28 protein-coding genes and 1 tRNA gene are annotated in these 24684 nt (G+C 58.6%); 19 read left to right on the forward strand and 10 right to left on the reverse strand.

Features of this window, described 5'->3' with window-relative positions; translation table 11 throughout:
• Positions 1 to 25 precede the first annotated feature (25 nt).
• The 5 genes from BLW21_RS12025 to BLW21_RS12045 all read left to right on the forward strand — a co-directional run bounded on the left by BLW21_RS12025 (position 26) and on the right by BLW21_RS12045 (position 2534).
• Positions 26 to 340, forward strand: a complete 315-nt coding sequence (locus BLW21_RS12025; RefSeq protein ID WP_092740323.1) for a DUF3846 domain-containing protein — start codon at positions 26 to 28, stop codon at positions 338 to 340.
• 68 nt (positions 341 to 408) lie between these two features.
• A complete protein-coding gene (locus BLW21_RS12030) occupies positions 409 to 1089 on the forward strand; it encodes a hypothetical protein (protein ID WP_092740325.1) in 681 nt (226 codons plus the stop codon).
• A gap of 75 nt (positions 1090 to 1164) precedes the next feature.
• Positions 1165 to 1446 carry a hypothetical protein gene (locus tag BLW21_RS12035; RefSeq protein WP_245711880.1) on the forward strand — a complete coding sequence of 94 codons (282 nt, stop codon included), beginning with the start codon at positions 1165 to 1167 and terminating at the stop codon, positions 1444 to 1446.
• Positions 1443 to 2177: a PD-(D/E)XK nuclease-like domain-containing protein gene (locus BLW21_RS12040; protein ID WP_245711881.1), complete on the forward strand. Its 735-nt coding sequence runs from the start codon at positions 1443 to 1445 to the stop codon at positions 2175 to 2177. The genes BLW21_RS12035 and BLW21_RS12040 overlap by 4 nt, the downstream gene beginning before the upstream one ends.
• Before the next feature lie 36 nt (positions 2178 to 2213).
• The gene (locus BLW21_RS12045) at positions 2214 to 2534 is read left to right on the forward strand and encodes a YegP family protein (RefSeq protein ID WP_092740327.1); all 321 of its coding nucleotides are present in this window, start codon (positions 2214 to 2216) and stop codon (positions 2532 to 2534) included.
• A gap of 116 nt (positions 2535 to 2650) precedes the next feature.
• Here the strand turns inward: BLW21_RS12045 and BLW21_RS12050 are convergent, their stop codons facing one another.
• The 3 genes from BLW21_RS12050 to BLW21_RS12060 all read right to left on the reverse strand — a co-directional run bounded on the left by BLW21_RS12050 (position 2651) and on the right by BLW21_RS12060 (position 5298).
• Entirely contained in the window at positions 2651 to 3808 is a 1158-nt protein-coding gene (locus BLW21_RS12050) for a PDDEXK-like family protein (protein ID WP_092740329.1), read from the reverse strand.
• A gap of 123 nt (positions 3809 to 3931) precedes the next feature.
• On the reverse strand, positions 3932 to 4426 hold the full coding sequence (locus BLW21_RS12055) for a hypothetical protein (protein WP_245711882.1): 495 nt from the start codon (positions 4424 to 4426) through the stop codon (positions 3932 to 3934).
• A 125-nt stretch (positions 4427 to 4551) separates the two neighbouring features.
• Complete coding sequence (locus BLW21_RS12060; RefSeq protein ID WP_139255196.1) at positions 4552 to 5298, reverse strand: hypothetical protein; 747 nt, start codon at positions 5296 to 5298, stop codon at positions 4552 to 4554.
• Between the two features lie 165 nt (positions 5299 to 5463).
• On the opposite strand from BLW21_RS12060, the gene BLW21_RS12065 reads away from it, so the two are divergent.
• A complete protein-coding gene (locus BLW21_RS12065; protein WP_092740333.1) occupies positions 5464 to 5664 on the forward strand; it encodes a hypothetical protein in 201 nt (66 codons plus the stop codon).
• A gap of 157 nt (positions 5665 to 5821) precedes the next feature.
• On the opposite strand, the gene BLW21_RS12070 is transcribed toward BLW21_RS12065, so the two are convergent.
• The 5 genes from BLW21_RS12070 to BLW21_RS12090 all read right to left on the reverse strand — a co-directional run bounded on the left by BLW21_RS12070 (position 5822) and on the right by BLW21_RS12090 (position 9278).
• Positions 5822 to 7141, reverse strand: a complete 1320-nt coding sequence (locus BLW21_RS12070; RefSeq protein WP_092740335.1) for a site-specific integrase — start codon at positions 7139 to 7141, stop codon at positions 5822 to 5824.
• Positions 7142 to 7315: 174 nt separating this feature from the next.
• A tRNA-Leu gene (locus tag BLW21_RS12075) sits at positions 7316 to 7397 on the reverse strand.
• Positions 7398 to 7422: 25 nt separating this feature from the next.
• Positions 7423 to 7965 (reverse strand): iron-sulfur cluster co-chaperone HscB C-terminal domain-containing protein, encoded by a 543-nt coding sequence (locus BLW21_RS12080; RefSeq protein WP_092740337.1) that lies wholly within the window; start codon positions 7963 to 7965, stop codon positions 7423 to 7425.
• Positions 7966 to 8073: 108 nt separating this feature from the next.
• The gene (locus BLW21_RS12085; protein WP_092740339.1) at positions 8074 to 8382 is read right to left on the reverse strand and encodes a putative quinol monooxygenase; all 309 of its coding nucleotides are present in this window, start codon (positions 8380 to 8382) and stop codon (positions 8074 to 8076) included.
• A gap of 125 nt (positions 8383 to 8507) precedes the next feature.
• On the reverse strand, positions 8508 to 9278 hold the full coding sequence (locus tag BLW21_RS12090; RefSeq protein WP_092740341.1) for an SAM hydrolase/SAM-dependent halogenase family protein: 771 nt from the start codon (positions 9276 to 9278) through the stop codon (positions 8508 to 8510).
• Between the two features lie 186 nt (positions 9279 to 9464).
• On the opposite strand from BLW21_RS12090, the gene BLW21_RS12095 reads away from it, so the two are divergent.
• The 13 genes from BLW21_RS12095 (at position 9465) to BLW21_RS12155 (ending at position 23253) form a co-directional block, all read left to right on the forward strand.
• Positions 9465 to 10481 (forward strand): PhoH family protein, encoded by a 1017-nt coding sequence (locus BLW21_RS12095; RefSeq protein WP_092740343.1) that lies wholly within the window; start codon positions 9465 to 9467, stop codon positions 10479 to 10481.
• Between the two features lie 177 nt (positions 10482 to 10658).
• On the forward strand, positions 10659 to 11105 hold the full coding sequence (locus tag BLW21_RS12100) for a GNAT family N-acetyltransferase (protein ID WP_245711883.1): 447 nt from the start codon (positions 10659 to 10661) through the stop codon (positions 11103 to 11105).
• Positions 11106 to 11252: 147 nt separating this feature from the next.
• Positions 11253 to 13490: a ComEC/Rec2 family competence protein gene (locus tag BLW21_RS12105; protein WP_092740347.1), complete on the forward strand. Its 2238-nt coding sequence runs from the start codon at positions 11253 to 11255 to the stop codon at positions 13488 to 13490.
• A 183-nt stretch (positions 13491 to 13673) separates the two neighbouring features.
• Positions 13674 to 14486: an enoyl-CoA hydratase/isomerase family protein gene (locus BLW21_RS12110; RefSeq protein WP_092740349.1), complete on the forward strand. Its 813-nt coding sequence runs from the start codon at positions 13674 to 13676 to the stop codon at positions 14484 to 14486.
• A gap of 178 nt (positions 14487 to 14664) precedes the next feature.
• On the forward strand, positions 14665 to 15159 hold the full coding sequence (locus BLW21_RS12115; RefSeq protein ID WP_092740351.1) for a sterol desaturase family protein: 495 nt from the start codon (positions 14665 to 14667) through the stop codon (positions 15157 to 15159).
• A gap of 101 nt (positions 15160 to 15260) precedes the next feature.
• Positions 15261 to 16172, forward strand: coding sequence for a MerR family transcriptional regulator (locus BLW21_RS12120; RefSeq protein WP_092740353.1), 912 nt, complete (start codon positions 15261 to 15263; stop codon positions 16170 to 16172).
• Between the two features lie 256 nt (positions 16173 to 16428).
• The gene (locus BLW21_RS12125; protein ID WP_019947844.1) at positions 16429 to 16944 is read left to right on the forward strand and encodes a sigma-70 family RNA polymerase sigma factor; all 516 of its coding nucleotides are present in this window, start codon (positions 16429 to 16431) and stop codon (positions 16942 to 16944) included.
• A gap of 180 nt (positions 16945 to 17124) precedes the next feature.
• The gene (locus BLW21_RS12130) at positions 17125 to 18600 is read left to right on the forward strand and encodes a phytoene desaturase family protein (RefSeq protein ID WP_092740355.1); all 1476 of its coding nucleotides are present in this window, start codon (positions 17125 to 17127) and stop codon (positions 18598 to 18600) included.
• A 125-nt stretch (positions 18601 to 18725) separates the two neighbouring features.
• On the forward strand, positions 18726 to 19568 hold the full coding sequence (locus BLW21_RS12135) for a phytoene/squalene synthase family protein (protein WP_092740357.1): 843 nt from the start codon (positions 18726 to 18728) through the stop codon (positions 19566 to 19568).
• A 114-nt stretch (positions 19569 to 19682) separates the two neighbouring features.
• Complete coding sequence (locus tag BLW21_RS12140; RefSeq protein ID WP_092740359.1) at positions 19683 to 20204, forward strand: hypothetical protein; 522 nt, start codon at positions 19683 to 19685, stop codon at positions 20202 to 20204.
• A gap of 116 nt (positions 20205 to 20320) precedes the next feature.
• Positions 20321 to 21523 carry a carboxypeptidase-like regulatory domain-containing protein gene (locus BLW21_RS12145; protein WP_092740361.1) on the forward strand — a complete coding sequence of 401 codons (1203 nt, stop codon included), beginning with the start codon at positions 20321 to 20323 and terminating at the stop codon, positions 21521 to 21523.
• Positions 21524 to 21623: 100 nt separating this feature from the next.
• On the forward strand, positions 21624 to 22472 hold the full coding sequence (locus BLW21_RS12150; protein WP_092740363.1) for a 4-hydroxy-3-methylbut-2-enyl diphosphate reductase: 849 nt from the start codon (positions 21624 to 21626) through the stop codon (positions 22470 to 22472).
• Positions 22473 to 22488: 16 nt separating this feature from the next.
• Entirely contained in the window at positions 22489 to 23253 is a 765-nt protein-coding gene (locus BLW21_RS12155; protein WP_394331650.1) for a fatty acid desaturase, read from the forward strand.
• A gap of 17 nt (positions 23254 to 23270) precedes the next feature.
• Here the strand turns inward: BLW21_RS12155 and BLW21_RS12160 are convergent, their stop codons facing one another.
• Positions 23271 to 24005 (reverse strand): LytR/AlgR family response regulator transcription factor, encoded by a 735-nt coding sequence (locus BLW21_RS12160; protein ID WP_092740367.1) that lies wholly within the window; start codon positions 24003 to 24005, stop codon positions 23271 to 23273.
• Positions 24006 to 24282: 277 nt separating this feature from the next.
• On the reverse strand, positions 24283 to 24648 hold the full coding sequence (locus BLW21_RS12165) for a heavy-metal-associated domain-containing protein (RefSeq protein WP_092740369.1): 366 nt from the start codon (positions 24646 to 24648) through the stop codon (positions 24283 to 24285).
• Positions 24649 to 24684: the final 36 nt, after the last annotated feature.

Below are 24684 nucleotides of genomic sequence, written 5' to 3' on the forward strand. Positions count from 1 at the left end.
CGCGGGCCCCTAGCTCCCCCAACTCATGCCCGCCACCGCTACCACGTACCAGCCCCAACTGCTCGACCCGCACAGCGCCGAGCCCCAGACTGTCAGCCCCGCCAACGGCCGTAGCTTCCGCCTGGCTGAACTCTACCAGCTACTCGACTGCCAGACCGTCGAAGTCGTGCGCCTCTCCGACGAGCTCATCCTCATTATCGACGAAGAGGGCAAGTTCCGCAACCCCGCCTACCTCAACCTGCTGGCCACCTACATCTGGTATCACCACCAGCCCCAGGCCCGCGGCCAGGATTCTATCGTTGGCCGCGCCCTACTCTGCCATGACAAGCAGTTCCGCTAACCCCCAAACGGCGACGGGGCCGGCCGCTCACGGGCCCCACTTTTTTCACCCTCTTACCCCTTTTCGTTATGGCTACTGCCACCAAAGCCCCTGCCACGCCGGCCGAACTCACTGCCGCCACCACCACCCCCAGCCGTGCCTACTTGACGGCCATGTTGGACGAGAACACCGGCGAAGTAACTGAAGCCAGCCGCTTCCGCTACCTGCCCGGCCACCCCCGCCAGATTCGTTTCGATGCCAAAGCCGGCCAGTTCAATATCAATGGCATCACCCAGCTGGGCCCCGCGCTGAGCTTCATTCCGCTGGCTTGGCGCATCTTCTCCGATGATATTCTCAACATGGGCCGCAAGCTCTGGGCCGAGCTATTCTACGCCGACGATAAAGGCGCCGTGTGCGCCGTGCTCTTCCACGGCTACTCGGTCGAGAACCTCTACCGCCTTATTGAGCCGCTGTTCTACGACGAGCTCACGCTGGCCGACGTAGTCGTGCACGTGCGGGCCATGAAGAAGGAAACGACCAAGGAAGGCAAGAAGGCCACTTACTACCTGGCCGAGTTCAGCTACGAGCCCGCCGAGCTATCCGAGATTCTAGCCCGCCGCGACTTTGCCCAGGACTTCCCCATCTGGCGCGAGGAAACCCACACCGGCGCAGCCGAAGTGCGCACCCACCACGGCTACAGCCCCCCATCGGCTCCCGCGCAGTTGGAGCCCGCCCCGGGAGATGCCGCCCCCGTCCCGCTGGCCGCCTGATGCCCACCGGCCCCCGACCTCACCAGGAAGGGGGCTGCTAAGGCCCCGTAGCGCTACCTCTTAGATGCAGTCCTTATGGTAATTTCCTTCGTCTCCCGCCCGCCCGCGCCAGACCTGTACCCGCCCCAGCTGCCCGAACTGGTAGTACACCAGCTGCCCACCGACGCGGCCGAAGCCGCCCGCCTTAACCAGCTCGCCCAACTGGTAACCGCCAGCTTGCCGCTGTCCGACTTGCGCGACCTGGCCCCGGCCATCCGTGGTCTGTTTCCGCCGCCGGCCTACCTGGTTGGTTGCGGCGGGGCCCACATCTGGCTCCACCGTACCGGCGAATCCCAACGCCTGGCTCTTGTCAGATGATAGTTCATCTGCCAGCCGGCAAGCTAACGACCATCCACTTCCGCAACTCCACCACTATGTTCCACCGCCTCACGACTCACCCCGGCCTCACCCAGCAGCAGCACCGCGACTTGCCCGGCCTCAGCAACACCGACCTATCCCAGCTCAAGGCCCAGGTACTGGGCCAGCTTCGCAACCTGAATCCCGCCGCCCTGGCCTACGGCACCGCCTTCCACGCCGCCACGCTGGAGCCGGCCACTTACCAGCGCACCGACGAGCGAGGCATTCGCTGGGCCGAGTTGGAGCAGCTGGCCCGTCAGGTGCGCCGCCAGCGCTTCTGCCGCGACCTGCTCTACCGTGGCACCCCCGAGCTCACCCACACCGCCTTGTACCTCGAAACGGGCTTGCTGGTCAAGGTGCGCCCCGACCTGCTCGTGCGCAGCCCCGCCGGCCGCCGCCTCACTTTGCTCGACTTCAAAACCACCAGCTGCCGCGACCAAACCCAGTTCCTGGCCGCCATCGAGCAGTACGACTACGACCGCCAGGCTGCCTTCTACCTCGACGTGCTCCAGGCCGACCGCTTCCTCATTGTTGGCGTCCAGAAGAAAGCGCCCCACGCCATCTGGGTATTCGAACTAACCACTGCCCCGCTGCTGCTCGAACAAGGCCGCAAGAAGTACCGCCGCCTATTACGGGCCCACGCGGCGCAATTACCTGCCCATCAGCCAGCTGCTTTGCCGCTGGCTGCTTAACTTCCCTCCACGCTTTCACCGCTTAACCCTCATCTTATGGCTGCCTTCCAGATTTTCCACAGCAGCAATCAGTACTGGTACCACCTGCGCGCCGGCAACGGCGAAATCGTCCAGTCGGGCGAGGGCTACACCACCAAGGCCAGTTGCCAGAACGGTATCCGCTCGGTGCAGGCGAATTGCCAGCCCCACCGCTTCGAATCCTATTTCGCCAGCAGCCAGTACGGCTTCAACCACGTCGCCGCCAACGGCGAAATCATCGGCCGCAGCGAGAAGTACACCACCGCCCAGTCCCGCGACCACGGCATCCAAGTAGTGCTGCGCGAGGCCCCCGAGGCCCCAGTTCAGGACCTAAGTTAATAATGATGTCGAGCGCAAAACGGCCCGTTGGTGAGCTGCCAGCGGGCTTTTTAGACTAAAAAATGTGGTGAGCTAATGAAAATTTTTATTGTTACCGAAGGAGCCGGAGTGTATGCTTAGCTTTTTTCTCTTCGCTTATAAGCTGAGACAAGTTTTTTGAAAGCGGTGTAATGAGGCTTTGCTTCGCTAATAATTTCCTCTATTAGCCTTGCTCGCTCCTCCTCACTATTCGCCATAATAAACAGCGTTTCAAGCGGCAAGGATTCAAAGGCAGTTGCTTTGATGAAATTCTTCCAGCCCAGCCACCAACCGTTATTCTTGAATTTTGGGTGTACTTCTTTTACAAGTGCAACAAAGGGTGCCAATGCTTTATCTCGGCAAATTTCTCTCATTTCACCTTTGCTGGCAGTAAAGCCGAAGTAGTTGTCTTGCTTTGAAAAAGTAATAGTGTATTTCTCAAGCGGACACAAGTCGCCCCTGAAGGCCCTATCCCATTTTTCATATAGTTCGCTGTTCAGTAATGCAACGGTTTCTGCTTTAACCTCTTGCAGCATCTCCGCTAAATAGGCGGCACTCTCGATGTTTGCTCGGTCATGTAATAACAAGCGCTTTACTTCCTCTTTCATAAAGTTGTCGGGCACGTTTCCAACTAAGCTGGAAATTAGATTCAAATATTGGCCAATCGTTTCGCGTACTGTTGGATAAGCGGCAGCTTCTTTATAACACTTCTCTAGCCACTGACTTATCTCAACCCGGTACGAGCAGACATTGTACTGCTCGGGCGCAAGTTGACCTAAACTCCAGTCGCTTGGCAAGTTTCCATCTAGTGTGAGATAAATGAGATGAGCCCGCGGCTCGTAATTATAATAGCGAGCCAGCTGATTTCGTTGGTCGCCAGCATAGATTTTGTTTTCAATGAAGATGAACTGGCCGTGTTGGCCTTTTAGATGAATGTCAATCCGTCCGCCCTCTAAGTAGTTATCATCGATTGGTCCAGCATACTTCTCAACTTGGACAGATGCAAGCTCCGCATGGAAATTCTCTATTCTTAGTGTTTCAAGGAATAGCTCTAGGAAACGACTTTTAAGACCATGGCAACCACGGGGATTGAGTAGCTCCCCAATAAAAGCTGAATGGGTACGAACTTCATTCGTTTGTAAGCCCAGTATTTTAAATACGTTGAATTCAGCTCCGCCCAGAAGATTTAACTTTTCTTGTGTTCGGTTTATAGCCGTGACTTGGTTCAATAATTTCCTAACAACTTGAATTTCCATACATGAGACAAATGTCCAAGCAAAGTAGGGCAAAAGCAGATAGGTAGTATGAGGGAGAACTGGAGAAGAAATAAAAAAGTCCGCCAGCAATTTGCTAGCGGACTTTTCTGCTTGATTCAACTGCTAAGTGCTCAGTCTGTTAGATGCAGTTGGTTCGATAGGTCCAACCATATCTGTTTCGGCAGCTAGTAGGTCATTCAGTACAGTGGACTCTTTCAGAGCCAATTCCTTTGCAGTCTGCACCGGGGGAATAATGGGCGGCCCCATCACCTCTTCCCCGAATAAAGGATTGGCTGGCAACTCCTGCCCACCGTTGCCGTCCGGTATCAGGTTGAACAGCTGCACTTCCTCGCCAGGCGTACTCTGGCCCAGCACGCCCGCGAGCTGCTCAGGTTGCAGCACGTCGAGCAAATCGTGCACGAGCAGCGTCTGGGTGCTCACGTCCACATTGTAGAGTTGGTTGAGCGTGTTCAGCTGGGCGGCCGCGTCCTGGCTGAGCCGAAGCGCGTCGGCCAGCAGCTGAGTGTAGCGCCGGGACTTCTGGTCCGACCGGGCCCGCTGACGGATGGCGCGCTTCATGCGGCGCTTGAATTGCAGTTGATAAGCCGAGAGTGCCATGGGTAGATAGAAAAGAGGTGTAAGAAATGAGATAGGAGGGGAGGTGCAAAGCGAAAGCGGTGAGCAGCGGGCGAGTATCGTAGCACGACACGCACTTCTCGCTGCTCACCGCTCGCTTCTTCCAATTACGCCACGTACTCGATGGCCAGTGGGTTGGTGCTGTTGTTGTTGAGCGGGTAGTTTTTGCCGTTCACCTGCTGGTAGAAATTGATGCCCACTACGCCCACTACCAACTCGGCCGAAGTCGGGGCCGTGGCAAACGTGGCTACCAGATTCTGCTCGGCCAGCGGCGTTGCATTGAGCGGCAGCACGCCCAGCGGAGCTGATACTGTGGCCCCCTTGAAGGTCAGCATTTCCATATCCAGCGCCGCCGCCGCGAAGACGACTTCGAAGTGCGTCGCGCCTTGCGGAGCGGCAATTTCGGCGGCCGGGTTCAGGCTGGCAATGCGCATCGTCACGTCCGCCCCATTGCCCGTTACTTCGAAGGGGAAGTACATGGTTTGGGCAATGCCCGCGCCGGCGTTGAAGTTGAAGCCCAGCAACGGGGCCGAATTGCCCGTGTCGAACACCCGCTGTCCCCGCTCGCTCGTGTCGTCAAGGCCGATAACCTCGCGCATCACTTTGGTGAGGCGGGCCGCTACCCGGCTGTCGCTGGCGGCCGCAATGGCCACTCGTAGCGAGTCGCGCAGCAGCTTGCCGTAGCTGGCGGCCAGGCCAAACTCGGCCGCGTTTTCTCGCGTCCGGGCCCGGCTCGGAGCCGAGGCAAACGCGGCTTTGTTGCTGGCCGGCTTTTGGGCCACCGAGCCGTCCTTGCGGAATACCAGCCCGCCCACTGTGCCCTGCAATCCCAGAATTCCAGTTTGTTGTGCCATGAGTGAAAATAAGTTGATGAAACGCTCCCAAATTGCCAGTAGTGGCTGACCCCGTCGCCGCGTTCAGGCAGCCAGCGCCATTGTGGAGGTGAAATACTTCAACTATATTTGACAAACCTAGCTCGGTGCCCCGTACCCGCCCCTTTGCGCCCACTATCCTTCATTATGCCGCGTATCTGCCTCTATCCTAAAGACGTGGCTGCTCTCACCGGCCGCAGCTACGACGCTGCCAAGCGGCTGCTACGTCAGGTGCGCCAAACCGCCGGCAAGCCCGCCGGGGCCCTCATCACGGTGCAGGATTTCTGCCGTTTCACCGGTCTCGATGCCAGCGAAGTTTCCGCTGCTCTTAACCACAAAGCCAAGTAAGCCCCAGCATACTCCGGGGCAGGACGAAGGCATCACCAACCCTACTCACTGCTTGGCCTATCTGCCCAGCCGGCCAGCTATCCGGCAGCCAGCTTTCCGAATGGAATGTCTCTAGCCCAGTAGAAGCCCCAGCCGGATATTTGACTGGGGCCTCAGCTTACGCGGCCATCACCGTGCAAACCGCCTCTTCTGGCGCCGGTCCAGCGTCGAGTCCACTCGGCCCGTCCCAGGCCGCTCGCATGGCTTGATGCTGCAGTTCCTCCACTACCTGAGCATAGCGCATAGTATTTTGAATTTTAGCGTGCCCCATCACCCGCTGCAACACCGTCACGGGCATCCCGCGTAGCAGGCTTTGCACGGCGAAGGTGTGGCGGGCCGTGTGCATGGTCACCAACTCGTGCAGCGGTACCGCCTGCTTTACCACCTGCCCCCCGGCAGTGCTCACCACTTCCACTAAGCGAGTGAGCCCTGCCAACTGCCCGATTTTCTTCAGGTATCGGTTCATGGGCTGATTAGCCAGCACCGGCAGGAGTCGGGCCCCGGCGTGCGCCCGCTCGGGTCCGGCGTAGCGGTCCAAAATCTGGGCTGCCAGCCGGCTCAGGTAGATGCTGACCGTGGCCCGCGTCTTGGTCTGCACCAGCCGCAGCACCCGTTCACCGGTGCCGTCCACCCCCAGCCCGTGCACATTTCCCGCGTGCAAAGCCGCCACATCGGAGTAGCGCAGGCCGGTGTAGCAGCAGAACAAAAACACGTCCCGCGCCGGCTCCAGCGTCTTCGGGAGCGACACCGCCACCAGCGCCGCTAAGTCAGCTCCGGTCAGGTAGGCTTTGGCTTGTTCGGTATAGCGTACTTCCAGCCGCGTCAGCTCCAGCCCCAAGGTCAGCCCCCGCTCATCTTGGGCGTGGCGCAGGAAGGTCTTTAAATCCTTGAGCATGGTGTACGCCCCGTTGGCCGATAAGCCGCAGGTGGTTCGCAGGTAGCGCACGAAATCGTCGTGCACTGCCGGCGTGTACCCCGCCAGTAACAACCCCTTGCGCCGCGTCTTTTCAAGGAAAGCTGTCAGGTGGTTGTACGCTGTTTTGTAGTGGCGCAGGGTGTGGAAAGCATAGCCCCGACCCACCAGCACCTCCCGAAACGCGGCGAATCGCGCCAACAGCGTAGGTTCTTCTGGCACCACTACCGCCGCCGGATTCACTACCTCCCGCAGCAGTGCTACGGTAGGGGCCACATTATCCGCCCGCAGGTCCCGGTATCGGTCCTCCAGCCGCCGCTCCAGCGCCTTCAGCCCCTCGTTGGCCGAATGGTACCCTGCAAAAGAGCGTCGGAACTCCTGGTCCCGCTCATTCCACTGCCGGGGCTCGCAACGCTCCTTGGTCGAGCAGCGCAGCCGCAGTCCATCAAAATACGCGGACACGTAAACCGGTACCGTGCCGGCCTTGTCCTGCTTGTCATGCCGCAACTCAAACAATACTTTCATAGGGCTTGAAAAAAGAGGTGGCGTAGGAGGTGGCGTAAAAGAGTCGGTAAGTCTGGGTATACCCATTGGTAAACCCGATTTGGCCAGAACGCAAAAAAGCCTCAAAAACTGCATCTGCGAACAGATTTACAGCTTTTGAGGCTTGCTCTAAGGGAGGAATCTAATCCTTCCTAGTACCCGGAGCCGGAATCGAACCGGCATATCTTTCGATATCGGTGTTTGAGACCGACGCGTCTACCAGTTCCGCCATCCGGGCGTTTCAAACCGTTCCGACAGGTAGCTTAAGAACGGGCTGCAAACTTAGTTAGAGATTCCCGAATGCGCAATAGGTAACGCTTTTTCAGGTAGTATGTCTGCACCTGCTGCAGGGCTGGTGGGCGGGCGTCGGTGGGCAGGCCTTCGTAGCCCGCCAGCACTGGCTCGATACCAGCATCGAGCGTGTCACTCAGCATATTGACTTCCGCTTCCACCTTGGATTCAGCCGCCGGATCGGGCTCAAATTCCAGCTCCATCAGCTGTTCATTCAGGTCCATTACCTCCATTAAAAAATCGGGTGGTAGTGCCTGTTTGCCCTCTTCCAGTAAGCCGTGGCGGCCCAGAATGTAGGCCATCCGCTGGTCGGGGTGGCTAAGGGTACGGTAGGCGTCGGTGTTGAGTGTGGCCAGGTGCAGGATTTCCTGCTGCTTCTCGGCGCTGGCCGTGGCATGGAAATCGGGGTGATACTCACGGCTCAGGGCGTAGTATTTGCGCTTGAGCCCTGCCTCGTCGGGGCGGAACGTTTCGGGCAGTTCGTAGAAGTCGAAGTAGTTGGGCGTTGCGGGCATGGGAGTAGGGAAGAAGGAGCGGGGTGGCTATCGTTGCCAGCCGGATGCAGCAGGGCTCCCGGGTTCAACCCGCGGCTGGCCCGTTAGGTTGCGGTGTCGGAGGCCAGGCTAGCTACCAACCGGGGCGGAAAGCGTAGCTGGCTGTACCGAAAATGCCAGGGGCGGGGCCGCAAACAGGGCCTTGGTAGCCGGCCAAACCTGCCCGAACAGGGCCGAGCGCCGATACGCGTTCAACGCCTCGGCCGATTCCCAGTGGCTGTGGGTGCAGTATACCCGCGGGTCGTCGGCGTCCTGCCACAGCTCCAGGTGGCGGCAGCCCGGCATCTGCCTGATATGGGCTTCGGAATCCTGGAAGATGCGCAGGAAGGCCGGTACGTGCTCGGGAGCGAAGGTGAGGCGAACAATCCGAATCAGCATCGGCTTAGCAATTGAAGGAGAGAATGGGTAGTTAGCCAAGCTGTCAAAGTGGCCGGAACGTGTTAACATAATATATGCACGAATTGAATTTTCGTGTCTAGAGAGCTATGAAGCCCTATTTTCCCTTAGCTGAGGTAGCGTACATCCACCTGCGAATCGAAATGCAGGCCTAGCAACTCGGAGGCATTGCCTTGGTTGATGCCGATGCAGAGACGGTCCTGGCTGTTGAAAATGCATACTGCCTCGCCGGGGTCGGCGGCCTGGAAGTGGGGCGCAATGGCCCGCACAGTTTCGCGGGCGAAGTGGATGGTGAAAGGCCGGTCGCGGCCAATAACTTCGAGGGCCGAGCGTGAGATGTCGGTAACCAGGTTGCCGTAGTGGTCGACGTGCACTACGTGGCCGGTCACGTGGTTGTCCTGCAGACGTAGCTGGCGGTTGAGCAGTTGGTATGGCTCGGCCAGTTCCGGCCCAAGGTCGGCCAGCGGCTTTCCCTGGGCCAGGTGCACGGCGGCGGGTACCAGCAGGTCGCGGGTAGGGGAGGCGGTGGGCTGCTGGCCGGGACTGAGGCGCACCAGATATTCGGGTTCTCCATCGCAGAGCAGCGGCAACAGGCCGTTGTCGGCGGCTACAAAATAGTGCCCCTGGTAGCGGGCCGCCAGCCAGGCGGCGTGGGGGGCGCCCAAATCATTCACCCCTATCAGGTGCACGGTGCCGGCCGGAAAATCGGCGTACACGGCCCCCAGCACATGCACGGCGTGAGCAATGTTGAAGGGCTCGATGCCGTGGGTAAGGTCGAGCACCGGCAACTCGGGGGCCAACTGTAGAATCCGGGCCTTCACGGCGGCCACATAATGGTCGCGGTAGCCGAAATCTGACAGAAACGTAATCAAGCCCATGACCGTAAATTCGGAGTTATTCGTACTATTGCTTTGTTCCCCGCAGGGGCGGCAAAAGTAGCCCTTTTGCCCGGAACCGGGAGGGGCAACGATAACCCGGGTTTTGCTGTTGTAAGCAGCAGAAGCCTTCATCCGTCGGGCGCTCAGCCCCTTATTTTTCTCTTCCCGCTTTTAAAATCTCCTAGTTTGGTCGAAAAAGTCATCACGTTGGAAAATGTGTCCCTGGTTGAGTTCCTGGGACCCGACAACCAGAATATCCGTCAGCTTGCGGCGGCTTTCCCGGGCAGTAAAGTTGTCTCCCGGGGCAACGAAATCAAGATTCAGGGCCAGCCGGCCGTCATCAGCCGCATCAACGACATCCTCTCGGCCCTGATTGAGCACTACCACGAATACGGTACTATCACCGACAAAACCGTGAGCCAGTACCTGTCTTCGGCCGATGAGGAAATTGAGGAGGCCCGTATGGCCGCCGCGCCCGACGTTATTCTGTTCGGGGCTAAGGGTGGCGTTATCAAGGCCCGCACGGCCAACCAGCAGCGTTTGGTAGAGGCCGTGATGAAGAACGATTTGGTGTTCGCGCTTGGGCCGGCCGGTACGGGCAAAACCTACATTTCGGTGGCGCTGGCCGTGCGGGCGCTTAAGAATAAGGAGGTCAAGAAAATCATCATCTCGCGCCCCGTGGTGGAAGCCGGCGAAAGCCTGGGCTTTTTGCCCGGCGACATGAAGGAGAAGGTCGACCCCTATTTGCGGCCGATTTATGACGCGCTGGAGGACATGCTGCCGCCCGAGAAGTTCAAGTTCTACATGGAGAACAAGACCATCGAAATTGCGCCCCTGGCGTACATGCGCGGCCGCACGCTCAACCACGCCTTCGTGCTGCTCGACGAGGCCCAGAACACCACGCCCTCGCAGCTGAAGATGTTTCTGACCCGCATGGGCCCCCACGCCAAGGTGATGGTGAACGGCGACCGGAGCCAGATTGACCTGCCCACCAAGCAGAAATCCGGCCTCAATCAGGCCCTCGACATCCTGCGCGACGTGCCTGGCATCGGGTTCGTAGAAATGACGGCCGACGACGTAGTGCGCCACCGCTTGGTGAAGGAAATCGTGCTGGCCTACGACCAGTTCGATACCGAGCAGGAGCAGGAGCGCGCCGACCAGGCCAACCGCCCCGTACGCCCCGCCCAGCGCCGCGGCGAGTAGAGTTTGCGTGCGCTGTCAGCCATTAGCCGACAGTTGTTAGCTTGGACCGCCTGTCATCCTGACGAAGGAAGGACCTTATCCCGGTAAAACGAGTCGTTGCTACGATTATCGTTTTACCGGGGCAAGGTCCTTCCTTCGTCAGGATGACAGGTGAGGTTTTTACTTTTGACTTTCTCCTTGAATTCAACTCCTTTGCAAGTCCACCGCATTACCACCGAAGCCGAACTGGAAGCGGCCTTGGCCATCCGCCACAACGTGTTTGTACTGGGCCAGAACGTGCCCGCCGGCCTCGAAAACGACGCCCACGACCGCACCGACGCTATCCACTACCTGGCCCTCACGGCCGATGGTCAGCCCTGCGGGGCGGCCCGCTGGCGCCTTACCGAAGCCGGCGTAAAGCTGGAGCGGTTCGCCGTGCTGGCCGAGTACCGCAACCAGCAGGCCGGCGCGGCCCTGCTCGCCGCCGTGCTCCGCGACGTGCAAGCGGCTCATCCGGCTGCCCTGGTGTACCTGAACGCCCAACTGCCCGCCGTGCGCTTCTACGAGCGTCATGGCTTCACGAAAGCGGGAGAGAAGTTCGTGGAGGCCGATATCGAGCACTACAAAATGAGTTGGCAGCGCTAAAAAGGTGTGGGTACCCAAAGAAACATAGGGCATCGTTTCTCTCAGCTGTTGCACGTCACTGAATTTTTCTACACCTTGATTACCAACTGCCTGCCTTAGCCAAACCATCCGGTCGAAAGCTGTCAGCTAAAAGCTCAGAAAACCGGTATGCAAGTCAAATGGGCTCCGAATGCCTTCGTGCGCCTCGTGCTGCCGCTAATGGCTGGCATCCTGACCTATTTGTACTATGGGCCGGCACTGCCCGTACTCTGGCCGTTACTGCTGGGACTAGGTGTGGTGTTTGCGGGCATGCAGTGGTGGGCGGCCCGACAGCCCCAACTAGGCCCAACCGATGCGGCGGGGCTGCTGGCCGTGCTGGTCCTGTACGTGGCTGGCCTCACGCTCACGCAGCAGGCCACCGAGAGCCGGGCGGCTGACCACCTGTACCACTTCGGCGGTGAAATAGAATTTTACCGGGCCGTGGTAGACGACTATACCGTGCGGCGGCCTGCCACCTACGCCACGACTGTGCGGGTGTCGGCGGTGCGGGTGGCGGGGCAGTGGCGGCCGGCGGTGGGCGGCATTCGCGTGTCCATCCCGCTCACCGATTCGCTGCCGGCCCCGCAGTACGGCGACGTTTGGCTGGTGCGCGGCGCGCCGGCTCCGAGCAAGGCCCCGCTCAATCCCGGCGAGTTCGACTACCGTCGCTACCTGCAGTACCACCAGATTTACCACCAGCAGTTTATCCATCCCGACCAGTACCAACGCATTGCTGTGGACCCGCCCAACCTGCTGCGGGCCGTGGCCATGCGGGCGGCGCGGGTGGTGGAGGGCGTATTCAAGCAGTACGTGGGGGCCAAGCGCGAATACGCGCTGGCGTCGGCGCTGGTGCTGGGCCTCAAAGACGATGTGGACCAGCAGACTAAGGAGGCCTACGCCAACACCGGCACCACCCACATCATGGCCGTGTCGGGCCTGCAGGTGGGGCTGCTGTTTGGGGCCGTCAGCTGGCTGCTGGGGTTGCTGCCGGGGCGCCGCGGGCCTGTTATGCGGCTGGTTACGGCGCTGGTGGGGCTGGCCGTCATCTGGAGCTATGCCTTCCTGACGGGACTGTCGGCTTCGGTGCTGCGGGCGGCCGTCATGTTCTCGTTTCTGATTGTGGCCCGCGCTTTTGGCCGGCAGACTTCCATGTACAACCTGCTGGCCGTAGCCGCCTTTTTTCTGCTCTGCTACGACCCGTATTTGCTCTGCGATGTAGGGTTTCAGCTCTCCTTTCTGGCTGTGCTCAGCATCGTGTATCTGCAGCCGCGCATTGCCGCCTGGCTGCAGCCCAAGGCCTGGTTCCTGGAACGGCAGCGGCCCTGGCAGCCGCCGGCGGTGCAGCGGCTCTGGCGCTGGGCAGGCGTAAGTACCGATTGGCTGTGGCGGGCTACGGCGCTGTCGTTGGCGGCGCAGGTAGCCACGTTTCCGCTGGGGCTGTTCTACTTTCATCAGTTCCCGCTCAGCTTCCTGCTTTCTAACTTGGTGGCCGTCCCTATTTCTAGCTTGGCCGTGTACGTAGGCCTGGCGTTGCTGGTGCTCAAGGGCGTGGGGTGGGGGCTGGGCCTGTTTTCAGCCTCTCTGGCCCACGGTTTCGATTACCTGACCAAAGGCGTGGCCTGCGTATTCGAGTGGATGATCTGGTTCTTCAACGAATATATCTTCCTGATTGGGCGGGCCCTGCCCGGGGCGCTGGTGTCAGGCATCCACATCACGGCCCCGCAGGCCTGGCTGATATTCGGGGTGATTCTGGCCCTGCTGGCTTTTTTCTCATTGAAGAAACTGCAATGGCTGGCGCTGGCCTGCTCCTTTATGGGCGTGTTTGCTGGTAGCCGGGTGTGGGCCGCCCGCCGCCTGGCTACCAACGAGCAGCTTGTTGTGTACAGCATCCCCCGCCGCTCGGTAGTGGGCTTCTGGCAGGGCGCCGCCGCCGACATTGTGCCCCTCGACTCGCTGCCGCTCACCGAAACCGAGCGCACCTACCGCATCGTGCCGGGCAGCATTGGGCGAAACGCCCGCCGCGTTAGCTACTGGCCCGGTTGGCAGCACGGCCCGGTGCCGGCCGTAGTGGCCGAGCCGGGGTTGGTACTAGCGGGTTGGCGGGGCCGGCAGCTGGCCTTTGTCAGCGGCCGGCTCAGCGGGAGCACCCGGCCGCTGCCGGGGCTGGTGGCCGTGGTGCTGCGCCGCAACGCCCGCGTGCAGCCCCCCGAGGTGGCCGCGCTGTTCGGCACCGCCCCGCGCATCGTCTTCGACTCAAGCTGCAAAAGCTGGTATGTGGCCCGCCAAGATTCGCTTTTCCGGGCTGCTGGTTTCCGCACGCATGATGTGGCGCTGGCCGGGGCCTTTACCGTGCAGATGGGGCAGTAGCGGGGGCGGGGCGCGCCCACTTACCGGAAACCAGCAACCGGGTTTTGGCTGTTGTTCGTATCATAGTAGCATCAATTTTGCTAGGTTTGAGTTTTCCGACCTTCTTTTGGCTCAGCCCGGCCCCGCTGTTTGCAGTTACCGGCCCCTTTGCTGGCTCCCATCATTGCCCCACCTACCCCGACTATGGAAGACGCCCTCACCCAGGAACTGGAAGAACTGCGCTATATCCGCTACGAAGCCCAGGACTCCATCGGCTACATTACGCTCAACCGGCCCGATAAGCGTAACGCACTCAATGCAAACGTAGTAACTGAACTAAAGCAGGCCTTTGCGTACGCCGAAGACGACGTCGACTGTAAAGTAATCGTGCTGCGGGCGGCGGGCGACGTATTCTGCGCCGGTGCCGATTTAGGCTATATCCAGGAGCTGCAGAACTTCGGCTACCAGGATAACCTGGCCGATTCCACCCACCTCATGCAGCTCTTCCACCAGATTTACACGCTTAACAAGGTGGTAATCGGGCAGGTGCATGGCCACGCGCTGGCCGGCGGCTGCGGGCTGGCAACCATTTGCGACTTTGCTTTCACGGTGCCAGAGGCCAAATTCGGTTATACGGAGGTGAAAATCGGGTTCCTGCCGGCCATTGTCAGTATTTTTCTGCTGCGCAAAATTGGCGAAACCCGTACCAAGCAGCTGCTGCTCACCGGCGACGTAATTACGGCCGATAAGGCCTTGGAGTATGGCCTCGTCAACTTCGTGGTGCCCCGCGAGGAGTTGGCCGACAGCGTGTACCGCTTCGCCCGCCGGCTGTGCGTCGAGAACTCGGCCCAGAGCATGGAAATCACAAAGGAAATGATGGCCCGCCTGCCCGAAATGCCCCTTGAAGACAGCCTGCGCTATGCCGCCCGCATGAATGCCGACGCCCGCAGCTCTGACGACTGCCGTCGCGGTATTGCCGCCTTCCTCAACAAAGAAAAGCTGACCTGGGATAATTAAATAGCGCGGGGAGCAAGAACGGCGTGCTGGGCTTGACGGAGCATCTTTACTGCGTCGTTGTAGGGCTATTATTTAGTCAGAAATAGCGGTGTTTCGACCATACACAGTGTGATGAAATTTTTCATTCCCATTGCATTACCCGCTAAACTTTCTCGCATTTTCGCTGGTTAGGGCTACTATGACAACCTTGGGTGCTGTGGCTGTAACGGCCGCTACTTTTCTGGGAATGGAGTTCGTGGCGTGGTTCATGCACCGCTTCGTGCTGCATGGGCCGCTGTGGTTTCTGCACCGCTCGCACCATGTGCGCCACCCGCACCGCTTTGAGCGCAACGACTTCTTCTTCCTCTTCTACGGGTCGCTTTCGATGCTGCTCATCGTGTTCGGCTCCGAAACCCATGATTTTCGGTTTTGGATGGGCGTGGGTATTGCCAGCTATGGTACACTGTATTTCTTTGTGCATGATGTGCTGATTCATGGCCGGCTGCGTTTCTGGCGCAAGTCGCGCAACACGTATCTGCGGGCCCTGAATATGGCGCACAAAATGCACCACAAAACTACCGGCCGCGATGGCAGCGAAGAGTTCGGTTTGTTGTGGGTGTCGCCCAGGTATTTCTGGCTGGCTCTGCGCCGCCCCGCACCTACCCGCGTGCTTAAAAGTAAAGCTGTTGGCTAAGCATTGAGGGTTTTCGAGCCCGATACCGCTAACAGCATCTGTTTCTCACTTCCCTAAAAAAAAGCTAATAGCCAGCCGCTAACAGCTATCAGCTTAAAACAATGGGCCACTTCTCCATTTCCGATTTAGAGCAGCTTTCGGGTGTAAAAGCCCACACGATTCGCGTGTGGGAGCAGCGCTACGGTATTTTGCGGCCCGCCCGCACCGCTACCAACATCCGCACGTATTGCGAAGACGATTTGCGCCGGCTGCTGAACGTAGCTTCCCTCTGCGACCGGGGCTACCGCATCTCCAAGGTGGCCGGCCTGAGCGAGCAGGAACTGTCTGCGGCCGTGCTCACGGGCAACGATGCGGCCCACAACTACTGCCAGCGCGTGAACGGGCTGCTGGCCGCTATGCTGGCCATGGATGAGTGCCAGCTCGTGTCCCTGATCAATCAGGCCATCCAACAGTTGGGTTTTGAAGATACGATACTGCGAGTGGCCTATCCATTTTTGCAGCGCATTGGTGTGATGTGGCAGGCTGGCACCGTAAATCCGGCGCAGGAGCACTTGATAACTAATTTGCTGCGCCAGAAGATGCTGGCGGCTACCGATGGGCTGCCACCGGTGGCGCCCAGTTCGGCTCAGCGCTGGGTATTGTTCCTGCCCGAGCGCGAAATGCACGAGCTGGCGTTGCTGTTTATGAACTACGTGCTACGGGCGCGCGGTCACCATGTGCTGTATCTGGGCCAGAATCTGCCCAGCGCCGAGTTGGAGGCTGTGTGCGCCTCCTACCAGCCCCACGCGCTGCTCACGGTGCTCACGGCCGTACCTGAGCGCGATGAGGTGGGCCGTTTTGTGGAGCAGCTCCGTCAGTACTGCCCGGGTACCCACCTTTACCTCTACGGCCCGCTGGCCCAGCTCGATTTTCCGCTGCCGTCAGAAACCACTCGCCTGACCCTGATTACCGACTTTATTGCTTTGGCCGATGGTGCTGCGGCAGAGCCGGAACTCAACAGTTCAATCCAATAGTTCAGGTTGGGCGTAACTACTTGGGCCGTTAGATAATAATTACTGTTGTCCTGTCGTTTGCTGGTTGTTTGGCAAGTCTGCTGATGAATTGGTACCCGTACTTATTTCTGTGCTGACTATCTGCGTTTAAGGGCAACACTAGCTGTTTTTAGACCTGATGCCATTGGGGGAAGCGAAATAAATGAGTGCATTCCCTTACTTTTTAGTGGTGGGTGCGTATATTTGTTTAACATTTGGCCACCAAAAGCTAAACAGTATGACCTCTCTAGAATTCACTGACCAAGTACAGAAGATTTCTTACTCGCTGAAGCCAGTGGCGATGAACCTTACCCGCGACGCCGACGACGCCAAAGACCTTGTGCAGGAAACGCTACTCAAGGCCATGCTCAACAAGGACAAGTTCAAGACGGGTACCAATCTGAAGGCATGGTTGTATACCATCATGCGCAACACCTTCATCAACAACTACAACAAAATAACCAAGCGTAACAGCAACATCGATAGCACAGAGTACTTTCAGTACTTTAATACCGATGAAAATTACATTACTCACAACGGAGCTAGCTCCGATTTCGTAGTAACGGACATCAACGCGGCCATTGCCGGCCTTTCGGCCGATTACCGAACCCCGTTCATGATGTACTACATTGGCTACAAGTACCTGGAAATTGCGGAAAAGCTGCAGATTCCGATTGGTACGGTTAAGAACCGAATCCACATCGCCCGCAAAGAGCTTAAGCAGGCGTTGAAGACATACGCCCCCGGCGTGTAGGGAATAGGGAGAGAGTACAGACCCGCCCCGGGCGTATCACGGGCCGCGGACTACGCTTCGCCTTTTGGGCGGCGTAGTTTGCGGCCCGTTGTCTTAACTGGTAAACCAAACTTCCGGGTCGGCTGTCGGTAGTATAGGGCAACTTAGCTTCGAAACCAGCAAAATCCCATCTTTGCGCCTGTGAGCAAACACGTCATAGTTATCGGGGCCGGCTTCGCGGGCCTATCGGCGGCCACCACGCTGGCCCAGCAGGGCTGCCGCGTTACGCTGCTGGAAAAAAACGAGGGTCCTGGTGGCCGGGCACGGCAGTTTCAGGCCGAAGGGTTCACCTTCGATATGGGCCCGAGCTGGTACTGGATGCCCGACATTTTCGAGCAGTACTTTGCTAAGTTTGGCCGCAAGGTGAGCGACTATTACGATTTGGTGCGGCTCGATCCTTCGTACCAAGTAATATTTAAGGGGCCCGAAGCGGTAGATATTCCGGCGGCCATGAGCGAACTACGGGCGTTGTTCGAGCGGTTCGAACCCGGCAGCGGTGCCCGGCTGGATGAGTTCCTGCGTCAGGCAGCCTATAAATACCAGGTGGGCATCGGCAAGTTTGTGCACATGCCCGGCCGCTCGCTGCTCGAGTTTGCCGACCCGCGCCTGCTGGTAGATGCCGTGCGCCTCGATTTGTTGCAGAGCATGCACAAGCATGTGCGCAAGTTCTTCAAAGACCCGCGCCTGCTGGAACTGGTGGAATTCCCGATTCTGTTTCTGGGCGCCACTTCCGAAAACACACCGGCCCTGTACTCGCTCATGAACTACGCCGACCTGGCGCTGGGCACTTGGTACCCGATGGGCGGCATGCACAAAATTGTGGAAGGCATGGTGGCCCTCGCCCGCGAGCAGGGCGTGGAAATCGAATACAACGCAGCCGTGGAGCAGATTGTGGTGGAAAACGGCCGCACCACCGGCGTGCAGACGGCCGCTGGCTTCCGGCCCGCCGACGCCGTGGTGGCCGGCGCCGACTACCACCACGCCGAGCAGCACCTGCTGGCCCCCGAGTGGCGTACCTATTCTGAGGATTACTGGGATAAGCGCACGATGGCCCCCTCGTCGCTGCTGTTTTACCTGGGCATAAACAAGCGCTTGCCCAACCTGCGCCACCACAACCTGTTTTTCGATGAGGACTTCGGCCTGCACGCCGAGGAAATCTATGAGAACCCGAAGTGGCCCAGCCGCCCATTGTTCTACGTGTCGGCTCCTTCGCAAACCGACCCTTCCGTAGCCCCCGAAGGCTCCGAAAACATGTTTTTGCTGGTCCCGGTGGCTCCTAACCTACCCGACCCCGAAACTACGCGTGAGCATTACTACAACTTCATCATGGAGCGGCTGGAGCGGCACTGCGGCACCAGCATCCGCGATGCGGTGGTATATAAGCGCAGCTACGCCCACCAGGATTTCATCGACGACTACCACAGCTACAAGGGCAACGCTTACGGCTTGGCTAACACCCTGCGTCAAACGGCCATCCTCAAGCCCAGCCTCAAAAGCAAAAAAGTCAGCAACCTTTATTTCACCGGCCAGCTCACCGTGCCCGGTCCCGGCGTGCCACCGTCCCTTATTTCGGGCCAAGTAGTGGCAGGGGAGGTGATGAAGGAAATGAAAAATTAAAAATGCTGTTTCATTCCACAACTATCAGTTGAGGTATAGTGGGTAGGGATATAAGTTGGGCGAGGAATATAGGAGCAGTGAGTCGCACTGTTTTTAATTTTTAATTTTTAACGGTTAATTCTCTCTTGGACCACGTTGCCCTTTTCACCGAAACCAGCCGGGCGTGCAGCAAGCTGATTACCCAGCGCTACAGCACGTCCTTCACGCTAGGTATCCGCACGCTCGACCAGCGGTTTCACCTGCCGGTTTACTCGGTGTATGGCTTCGTGCGCTGGGCCGATGAAATTGTGGACACATTCCACGAGCACGATAAGGCTGCGCTGTTTGCCGATTTTGAGCGCCAGACGTACGAGGCCCTGGATAAGCGCATAAGCCTCAACCCGGTGCTGCACGCTTTCCAGGATGTTGTGCACCAGTACGGCATCGACCGCGAGTTTATTGCGGCCTTCCTCTATAGTATGGAGATGGATCTTGACGACCGTAGTTACGACCAGTCGCTGTACAGCAAGTACATCTATGGCTCGGCCGAAGTGGTGGGGCTCATGTGCCTGCGCATTTTCTGCGAGGGCGACCAGCAGCAGTTCGATCAGTTGCGCGAGCCGGCCCGGCGGCTGGGTTCGGCCTTCCAGAAAATCAACTTCCTGCGCGATATTCGCTCTGATTACGAGGACCGGGGCCGGGTGTATTTTCCGGGCGTGGAGTACGCACATTTCACCGACGCCGTGAAGCGCGATATTGAGGCCGATATCCGGGCCGATTTTGAGGCTGGCTACGCGGGTATTGTTCAGTTGCCGCGGGCAGCCCGGCTGGGCGTATACTTGGCCTATGTGTACTACTTGAAACTGTTCCACAAAATCCGGCAACTGCCGGCGGCCCACATTCAGGGGGAGCGGGTGCGGGTGCCTACCAACACCAAGCTGCTACTGCTGCTGGGCTCGTGGCTACGTTACCGGATGGCTAAAATATAGCTGAGCTGATGCCGAATTGCGTCAAATTTCGCTATTTGGCGTCATAATTGAAGTCTGCTTGGCCGGAGCAGCTGGTTAAGCGGCTTCGATTTCTGCCCCGCCTTTCTTTCTGCCGTGCTTAAGTACCTGTTCCTTACTTTCTTCCTGACTTTTTTCACGCTCGTGTCAACCGAAGCCAACCCCTACGCCCTGCCCAAGCTTCGCCAGCAGTACCAGCAGGCTGCCGCTAGCAAGGAAGCCGGCGAGAAATTTCATAAGCTGATGAGTGCCTACACCCGGCAGGACGCCGTGGTGCTGGCCTATAAAGCTGCCGCCGAGGCCATCCGCGCCCGCGATGCCTCCATGCTCAGCAAGCTCACCTACGTGCAGCAGGCCAGCAAGCAGTTCGAGCAAGCCGTGCAGCACGACCCCGCCAACGCTGAAGTTCGGTTTCTGCGCCTGAGCGTGGAAAGCAACCTACCCGCTTTTCTGGGCCTAAGCCAGCACGTGGATGAAGACCGGCAGTTTCTGATTAAAACGCTGCTCAACCATCCCAACTCAGGCCTCGATGCCGAGTCGTTCGGGCTGGTGCGCGACTTCTTGGTCGGGCGCGGGCACGTATCGGAGGCCGATGCTCAGAAGCTGGCGCGACTATAGCGCCAGTGCCGCCATCCGGCGGTTTTGTTATCCGGCTCTGTAGTGCCTTCAGGAGGCCTGCGGAGCCTTTTTGCTTGTCTAATTCTTCCTTTATTCTATTGTCTATTTCGCCGCCCATGAAATCTGTTCTGTTGTTCTTGCTGATTTGTCTGCTGGGCGGGAGTGTTGCTCAGGCCCAGCAAGTCCTGCTCAAAGGCCGCGTACTCGACGAGAAAGACAAGCCGGTGCCCTATGCCGGCGTAGGGGTGGTAGGTTCGGAAGTGGGCACCGCCACCAACGAAGCCGGCGAGTTTCTGCTTCGGGTACCGCGCCTGCCTCAGCAGATAACCATCAACAGTCTGGGCTTTGAGCCAACGATACTCAATGTAGCAACGGCGGCCAAGTCGCTGGAAGTCCGCCTTAAAAGTAGCCTCGTAGCCCTGCCCGAAGTACGGGTGCGCAACCCCGGGCAAGTAGCCACCGAGTTGGTGCAGCGCGCCAGCGCCAAGCTGGCCCGGCACCAGCGCGAAGCCATGTATGGGCAGGCTTTCTACCGCCAGAAACAGCGCCATAATGGCCGTTACACCGAATTTATGGATGCCTTCTATGATGTTCGCTTTACAGCGGAAGGTGTTAGCGGCTGGCAGCTGACGCAGGCCCGCTACGGGCAGGTAAGCGAGGAAACGGGCGTGGACATGATGAATTTCTCGGCGGCCATGCGCTTGATTCCGGTGTATGATCCTAAGCCCAGCCCGCGCAAGGTAGCCGTGCCGCTGGGGCCGCGCGCCAGCAAGCAGTTCGTATTTCAACTGCGCGAAATAATGCGTGATGAGTCGGGCGAAGTAGCCGTTATCGACTTCCTGCCCCGGCCCGAGCTGGGCCAGTCGGCGCTGAGCGGTACCCTCTACCTCGATATGCAGACGGCCGCCCTGCGCCGCATGGAGAGCCTGGTGCCTATTGCCGACCTTATGTCGCTGCAGTTTGGCGAAGGCACCAGCCTCGACTCGCAGAACATGCGCCTGACAGCCGATTTTGTGCCCTACCAGGATTCACTCAGCCAGCTGCGGGCGGTGCGGGCCGAGCAGCGCATTGTGCTACGTTACCAGGGCCGCCCCGATACGACCACGTTGAGCGGCAATCTATTCTTCTACCGCTACACCAAGGGGAGCAACACGAAAGGCTATAAGAGTACGGGTGTCAACTACAACGACCTCAAGCAGGCCCGTAGAGGCCCCTACGAACCGGAATTCTGGCGTAACCGCGAAGTGTTGCGCGCCTCGCCGGCCGAAGAGCGCGTTATTCGCGATATGGAGCAGCAGCAGGCTTTCGGCACGTTTTAGCCAAGGGCCCACATGGGATGGGGATAGGGTTTTTTAGTGAATTCGCCCTATCTTCCGCTAGCCGTAACCTTCCGGACTCCTTTCGGGTTACTGCTTAGCTATGCCGCACCACCTAAGCGTACGAATCGACCCCAATTCCGGCTTTTGCTTTGGCGTCATCTATGCCATTCAGATGGCCGAAGACCTGCTCGACGAGCAGGGATACCTGTATTGCCTGGGCGATATTGTGCACAACGATGAGGAAGTGGAACGGCTGGAGCGCCGGGGCCTGCGCATCATCGACTACGACCAACTGGCTAATCTGCGCCGCGAGGCCGTGCTGATTAGGGCCCACGGCGAGCCGCCCAGCACGTATCAGATGGCCATGGAAAACGAGCTGACGCTGGTTGATGCCTCGTGCCCGGTAGTACTTAAGCTCCAGAACCGCATCAAAACCAGCTACGACAAGCAGGACCGCATTTTCATTTATGGCAAGCACGGCCACGCGGAAGTGCGCGGCCTGCTGGGCCAGACCAGCGGCCAGGCCGTGGTGTTCGAGAGCCTAGAAGAGCTGCTGAGCCACGAGTTGCCGCCCCGCCTCACCCTCTACAGCCAGACCACTAAAAGCACCGATTCCTTCTACCGCATCAAAAATGAGTTGGTTGAGCGCGGCTATGAGGTAAACGCCAACGACACCATCTGCCGGCAGGTGAGCAACCGCGATAAAGACCTGCGTCGTTTTGCGAATCAGTTCGATCAGGTGGTATTCGTTTCGGGTACTAAAAGCTCCAACGGTAAGGTGCTTTATCAGGTCTGCAAGGATACCAACCCGGCCACCCACTTCATCTCCAAGGTTGATGACCTCGACCATAACTGGTTTGCGCCGGGCCAGAGTGTGGGTATCTGCGGGGCCACCAGCACTCCAATGTGGCAGATGGAGCAGGTGCGCGACGCGCTGCTGGCGCTGTAAACGAGCGACTACCCCCATGAGTGAACTGACGTACTCTGTTGCCGAAGTTGTTTCTGCCAGCCCGGCATCCGGGCCGCGCGCACGGGTGCGGCCGGCGCCGTTGCAGGGGCGGGGCGTGTTGGCGGCGGGGCTGATTGTCGCCTGCTGGACTGGTTTACTGACGTTTCTATTGGCTTTTTACCAGCCCGATTGGCGCACCCCCTGGCCTTACCTGCTGGCGCTGCTGCAAACCCATCTCTACACCGGCCTTTTCATTACGGCCCACGATGCCATGCATGGCGTGGTGAGCCCGAATAAGCGCCTCAACAAGTACATTGGCACGTTGGCGGCGGGTTTGTTTGCCTTCAACTGGTTTCCGGGCATGCTGGCCAAGCACCATGCTCACCACCGCCACGTGGCTACCGAAGACGACCCCGATTTCCATAACGGCCGCCATCCGGGCTTTCTGCCCTGGTTCGTGCGCTTTGCCTGGAACTACGTAACGGTGTGGCAGGTGTTGCTGATGGCCGTTACCTACAATGTGCTCAAGCTATTTTTCCCGCAGGCCAACGTTATTGCTTTCTGGATGCTGCCGGCGGTGTTGGGTACGTTTCAGCTGTTTTATTTCGGGACCTACCTGCCGCACCGCGGCGAACACGCGGCCGACAACCTGCACAAGTCGCGCAGCCAGTTCCGCCACCACGTATGGGCCTTCGTGAGCTGCTACTTTTTCGGCTACCACTACGAGCACCACGACCAACCCTACTTGCCTTGGTGGCGGCTTTGGCAGGCGAAGGGTTGACCAGCAATTCCTGCCGCTTAATTCCTTCTAATGAGGGTGGTATTTACAATCTGCTCGGTTACCCGTTCGCGGTAGGTCTGGCCCAGCGGCAGGGCGTGGCCGGCCACTTTCACTTCTATCGAACTCATCGAGTCGATGCGGGCAGCATTAACGAGGTAGGAGCGGTGGGTGCGCACAAACAGGCCGGTAGGCAGTTGTTGCTCCAGGTTTTTGAGGTTGACCAGCGTCAGGTGCGAGCGGCCGTCGGCGGTATTGATTTTGGTGAAGTCCTTTAGTGCCTCAATGTAGAGCACCTCGCGGTAGTGCAGGCGCACAAACTGGGCATCGGTGCGAATAAAAAACGAGCCCCAGCCAGTGGCCGGGTCCGATGGCTGCTCCGCTAGGCCGGCCTGCCCGCGCAACAGGCTGGCAACTTTGTTCACGGCCTTCAGAAAGCGGTCGGGCGAAATAGGCTTGAGCAGGAAATCGATTACATCGAGGTTGAACCCCTCCATGGCGTACTGCGGATGCGCCGTCATGAGTACGACCAGCGGGGGTTGGTGCAGTGACTTCACTAGGTCGATGCCGCTGAGGTGAGGCATGGTAACGTCGGAAAAAAGCACTTGCACCGGGTGCTCCAGCAGGTAACGGTGGGCTTCGAGCGGGTCGGTGAAGGCCGCTTTGACTTCCAGCACATTCGTCATGCTTGCATAAGCCCGGAGCAGCTCCAGCACCAGTTGGTCGTCGTCGAGGAGCAGGCAGGTTATTTTCATGGAAGAAATACGGAACCTAAGGAGGTAGGTGAATATAGCCGGATGAAACCAGATTATTTCAATAGTAAGGAAAAATATGGCAAGTTCGTCTGGTATTCAAGGCGGTTGGTATACTATTTATTCTGATTGCTATACCATCTGTAGTTTTGGCAACCTGGATTTCGGACAGCGCAAAAACCCCGGCGGCCAGCAGTAAACCCTTGAGTAGGTTACTGCTGGCCGCCGAAGTTTTCGCGTTGGATTCTAGCCAACTGCTGGCCGAATCTGCCCGGAAAGTTTAGTGAACGTCGTTGGTTTTTTTGCAGCACTCCGGCAGCCGCTCGTAGGCCTTGTCGTCGGCCAACTGACCGTTGGCGTCGTAGCCGGTTTTCTGGATGGCTGCGCTGAGCGCACTGGGGTTGGTTTTATCGGGACGGTAAGTAACGGTCAGCATCTGGCTGGGCACGTCGAGCGTGGCCTGCTGCACGCCTTTTTCGTAGGCCATGGCCTTTTCGAGGCGGGCCTTACACATGTCACACACAGCCGAGGTCTTGATTTGCAGCGTTTCGGTAGTGGGGCCTTTGGCCTTGTTCTTGGTCTGAGCAAAAGCGCCGCTCGAAATCAACAGCAGGCAGGAGAGCAGGAAAGAAGGGAAGAATTTCATAGGTAGAAAACAGAAAGTGAGGGAAAAAAAGTGCGT

The organism is Hymenobacter psychrophilus (assembly GCF_900107135.1).
In the GTDB taxonomy this organism is placed as follows: Bacteria; Bacteroidota; Bacteroidia; order Cytophagales; family Hymenobacteraceae; genus Hymenobacter; species Hymenobacter psychrophilus.

Bases quoted from the DNA above. Each gene is read 5' to 3' on its own strand.
- BLW21_RS12110 (WP_092740349.1), top strand. From the start codon at position 13,674: ATGGAAGACGCCCTCACCCAGGAACTGGAAGAACTGCGCTATATCCGC.
- BLW21_RS12040 (WP_245711881.1), top strand. From the start codon at position 1,443: ATGATAGTTCATCTGCCAGCCGGCAAGCTAACGACCATCCACTTCCGC.
- BLW21_RS12090 (WP_092740341.1), bottom strand. From the start codon at position 9,278: ATGGGCTTGATTACGTTTCTGTCAGATTTCGGCTACCGCGACCATTAT.
- BLW21_RS12165 (WP_092740369.1), bottom strand. From the start codon at position 24,648: ATGAAATTCTTCCCTTCTTTCCTGCTCTCCTGCCTGCTGTTGATTTCG.
- BLW21_RS12055 (WP_245711882.1), bottom strand. From the start codon at position 4,426: ATGGCACTCTCGGCTTATCAACTGCAATTCAAGCGCCGCATGAAGCGC.
- BLW21_RS12155 (WP_394331650.1), top strand. From the start codon at position 22,489: ATGAGTGAACTGACGTACTCTGTTGCCGAAGTTGTTTCTGCCAGCCCG.
- BLW21_RS12080 (WP_092740337.1), bottom strand. From the start codon at position 7,965: ATGCCCGCAACGCCCAACTACTTCGACTTCTACGAACTGCCCGAAACG.
- BLW21_RS12030 (WP_092740325.1), top strand. From the start codon at position 409: ATGGCTACTGCCACCAAAGCCCCTGCCACGCCGGCCGAACTCACTGCC.
- BLW21_RS12070 (WP_092740335.1), bottom strand. From the start codon at position 7,141: ATGAAAGTATTGTTTGAGTTGCGGCATGACAAGCAGGACAAGGCCGGC.
- BLW21_RS12160 (WP_092740367.1), bottom strand. From the start codon at position 24,005: ATGAAAATAACCTGCCTGCTCCTCGACGACGACCAACTGGTGCTGGAG.
- BLW21_RS12085 (WP_092740339.1), bottom strand. From the start codon at position 8,382: ATGCTGATTCGGATTGTTCGCCTCACCTTCGCTCCCGAGCACGTACCG.
- BLW21_RS12050 (WP_092740329.1), bottom strand. From the start codon at position 3,808: ATGGAAATTCAAGTTGTTAGGAAATTATTGAACCAAGTCACGGCTATA.
- BLW21_RS12125 (WP_019947844.1), top strand. From the start codon at position 16,429: ATGACCTCTCTAGAATTCACTGACCAAGTACAGAAGATTTCTTACTCG.
- BLW21_RS12150 (WP_092740363.1), top strand. From the start codon at position 21,624: ATGCCGCACCACCTAAGCGTACGAATCGACCCCAATTCCGGCTTTTGC.
- BLW21_RS12105 (WP_092740347.1), top strand. From the start codon at position 11,253: ATGCAAGTCAAATGGGCTCCGAATGCCTTCGTGCGCCTCGTGCTGCCG.
- BLW21_RS12045 (WP_092740327.1), top strand. From the start codon at position 2,214: ATGGCTGCCTTCCAGATTTTCCACAGCAGCAATCAGTACTGGTACCAC.
- BLW21_RS12145 (WP_092740361.1), top strand. From the start codon at position 20,321: ATGAAATCTGTTCTGTTGTTCTTGCTGATTTGTCTGCTGGGCGGGAGT.
- BLW21_RS12025 (WP_092740323.1), top strand. From the start codon at position 26: ATGCCCGCCACCGCTACCACGTACCAGCCCCAACTGCTCGACCCGCAC.
- BLW21_RS12060 (WP_139255196.1), bottom strand. From the start codon at position 5,298: ATGGCACAACAAACTGGAATTCTGGGATTGCAGGGCACAGTGGGCGGG.
- BLW21_RS12115 (WP_092740351.1), top strand. From the start codon at position 14,665: ATGACAACCTTGGGTGCTGTGGCTGTAACGGCCGCTACTTTTCTGGGA.
- BLW21_RS12120 (WP_092740353.1), top strand. From the start codon at position 15,261: ATGGGCCACTTCTCCATTTCCGATTTAGAGCAGCTTTCGGGTGTAAAA.
- BLW21_RS12035 (WP_245711880.1), top strand. From the start codon at position 1,165: ATGGTAATTTCCTTCGTCTCCCGCCCGCCCGCGCCAGACCTGTACCCG.
- BLW21_RS12065 (WP_092740333.1), top strand. From the start codon at position 5,464: ATGCCGCGTATCTGCCTCTATCCTAAAGACGTGGCTGCTCTCACCGGC.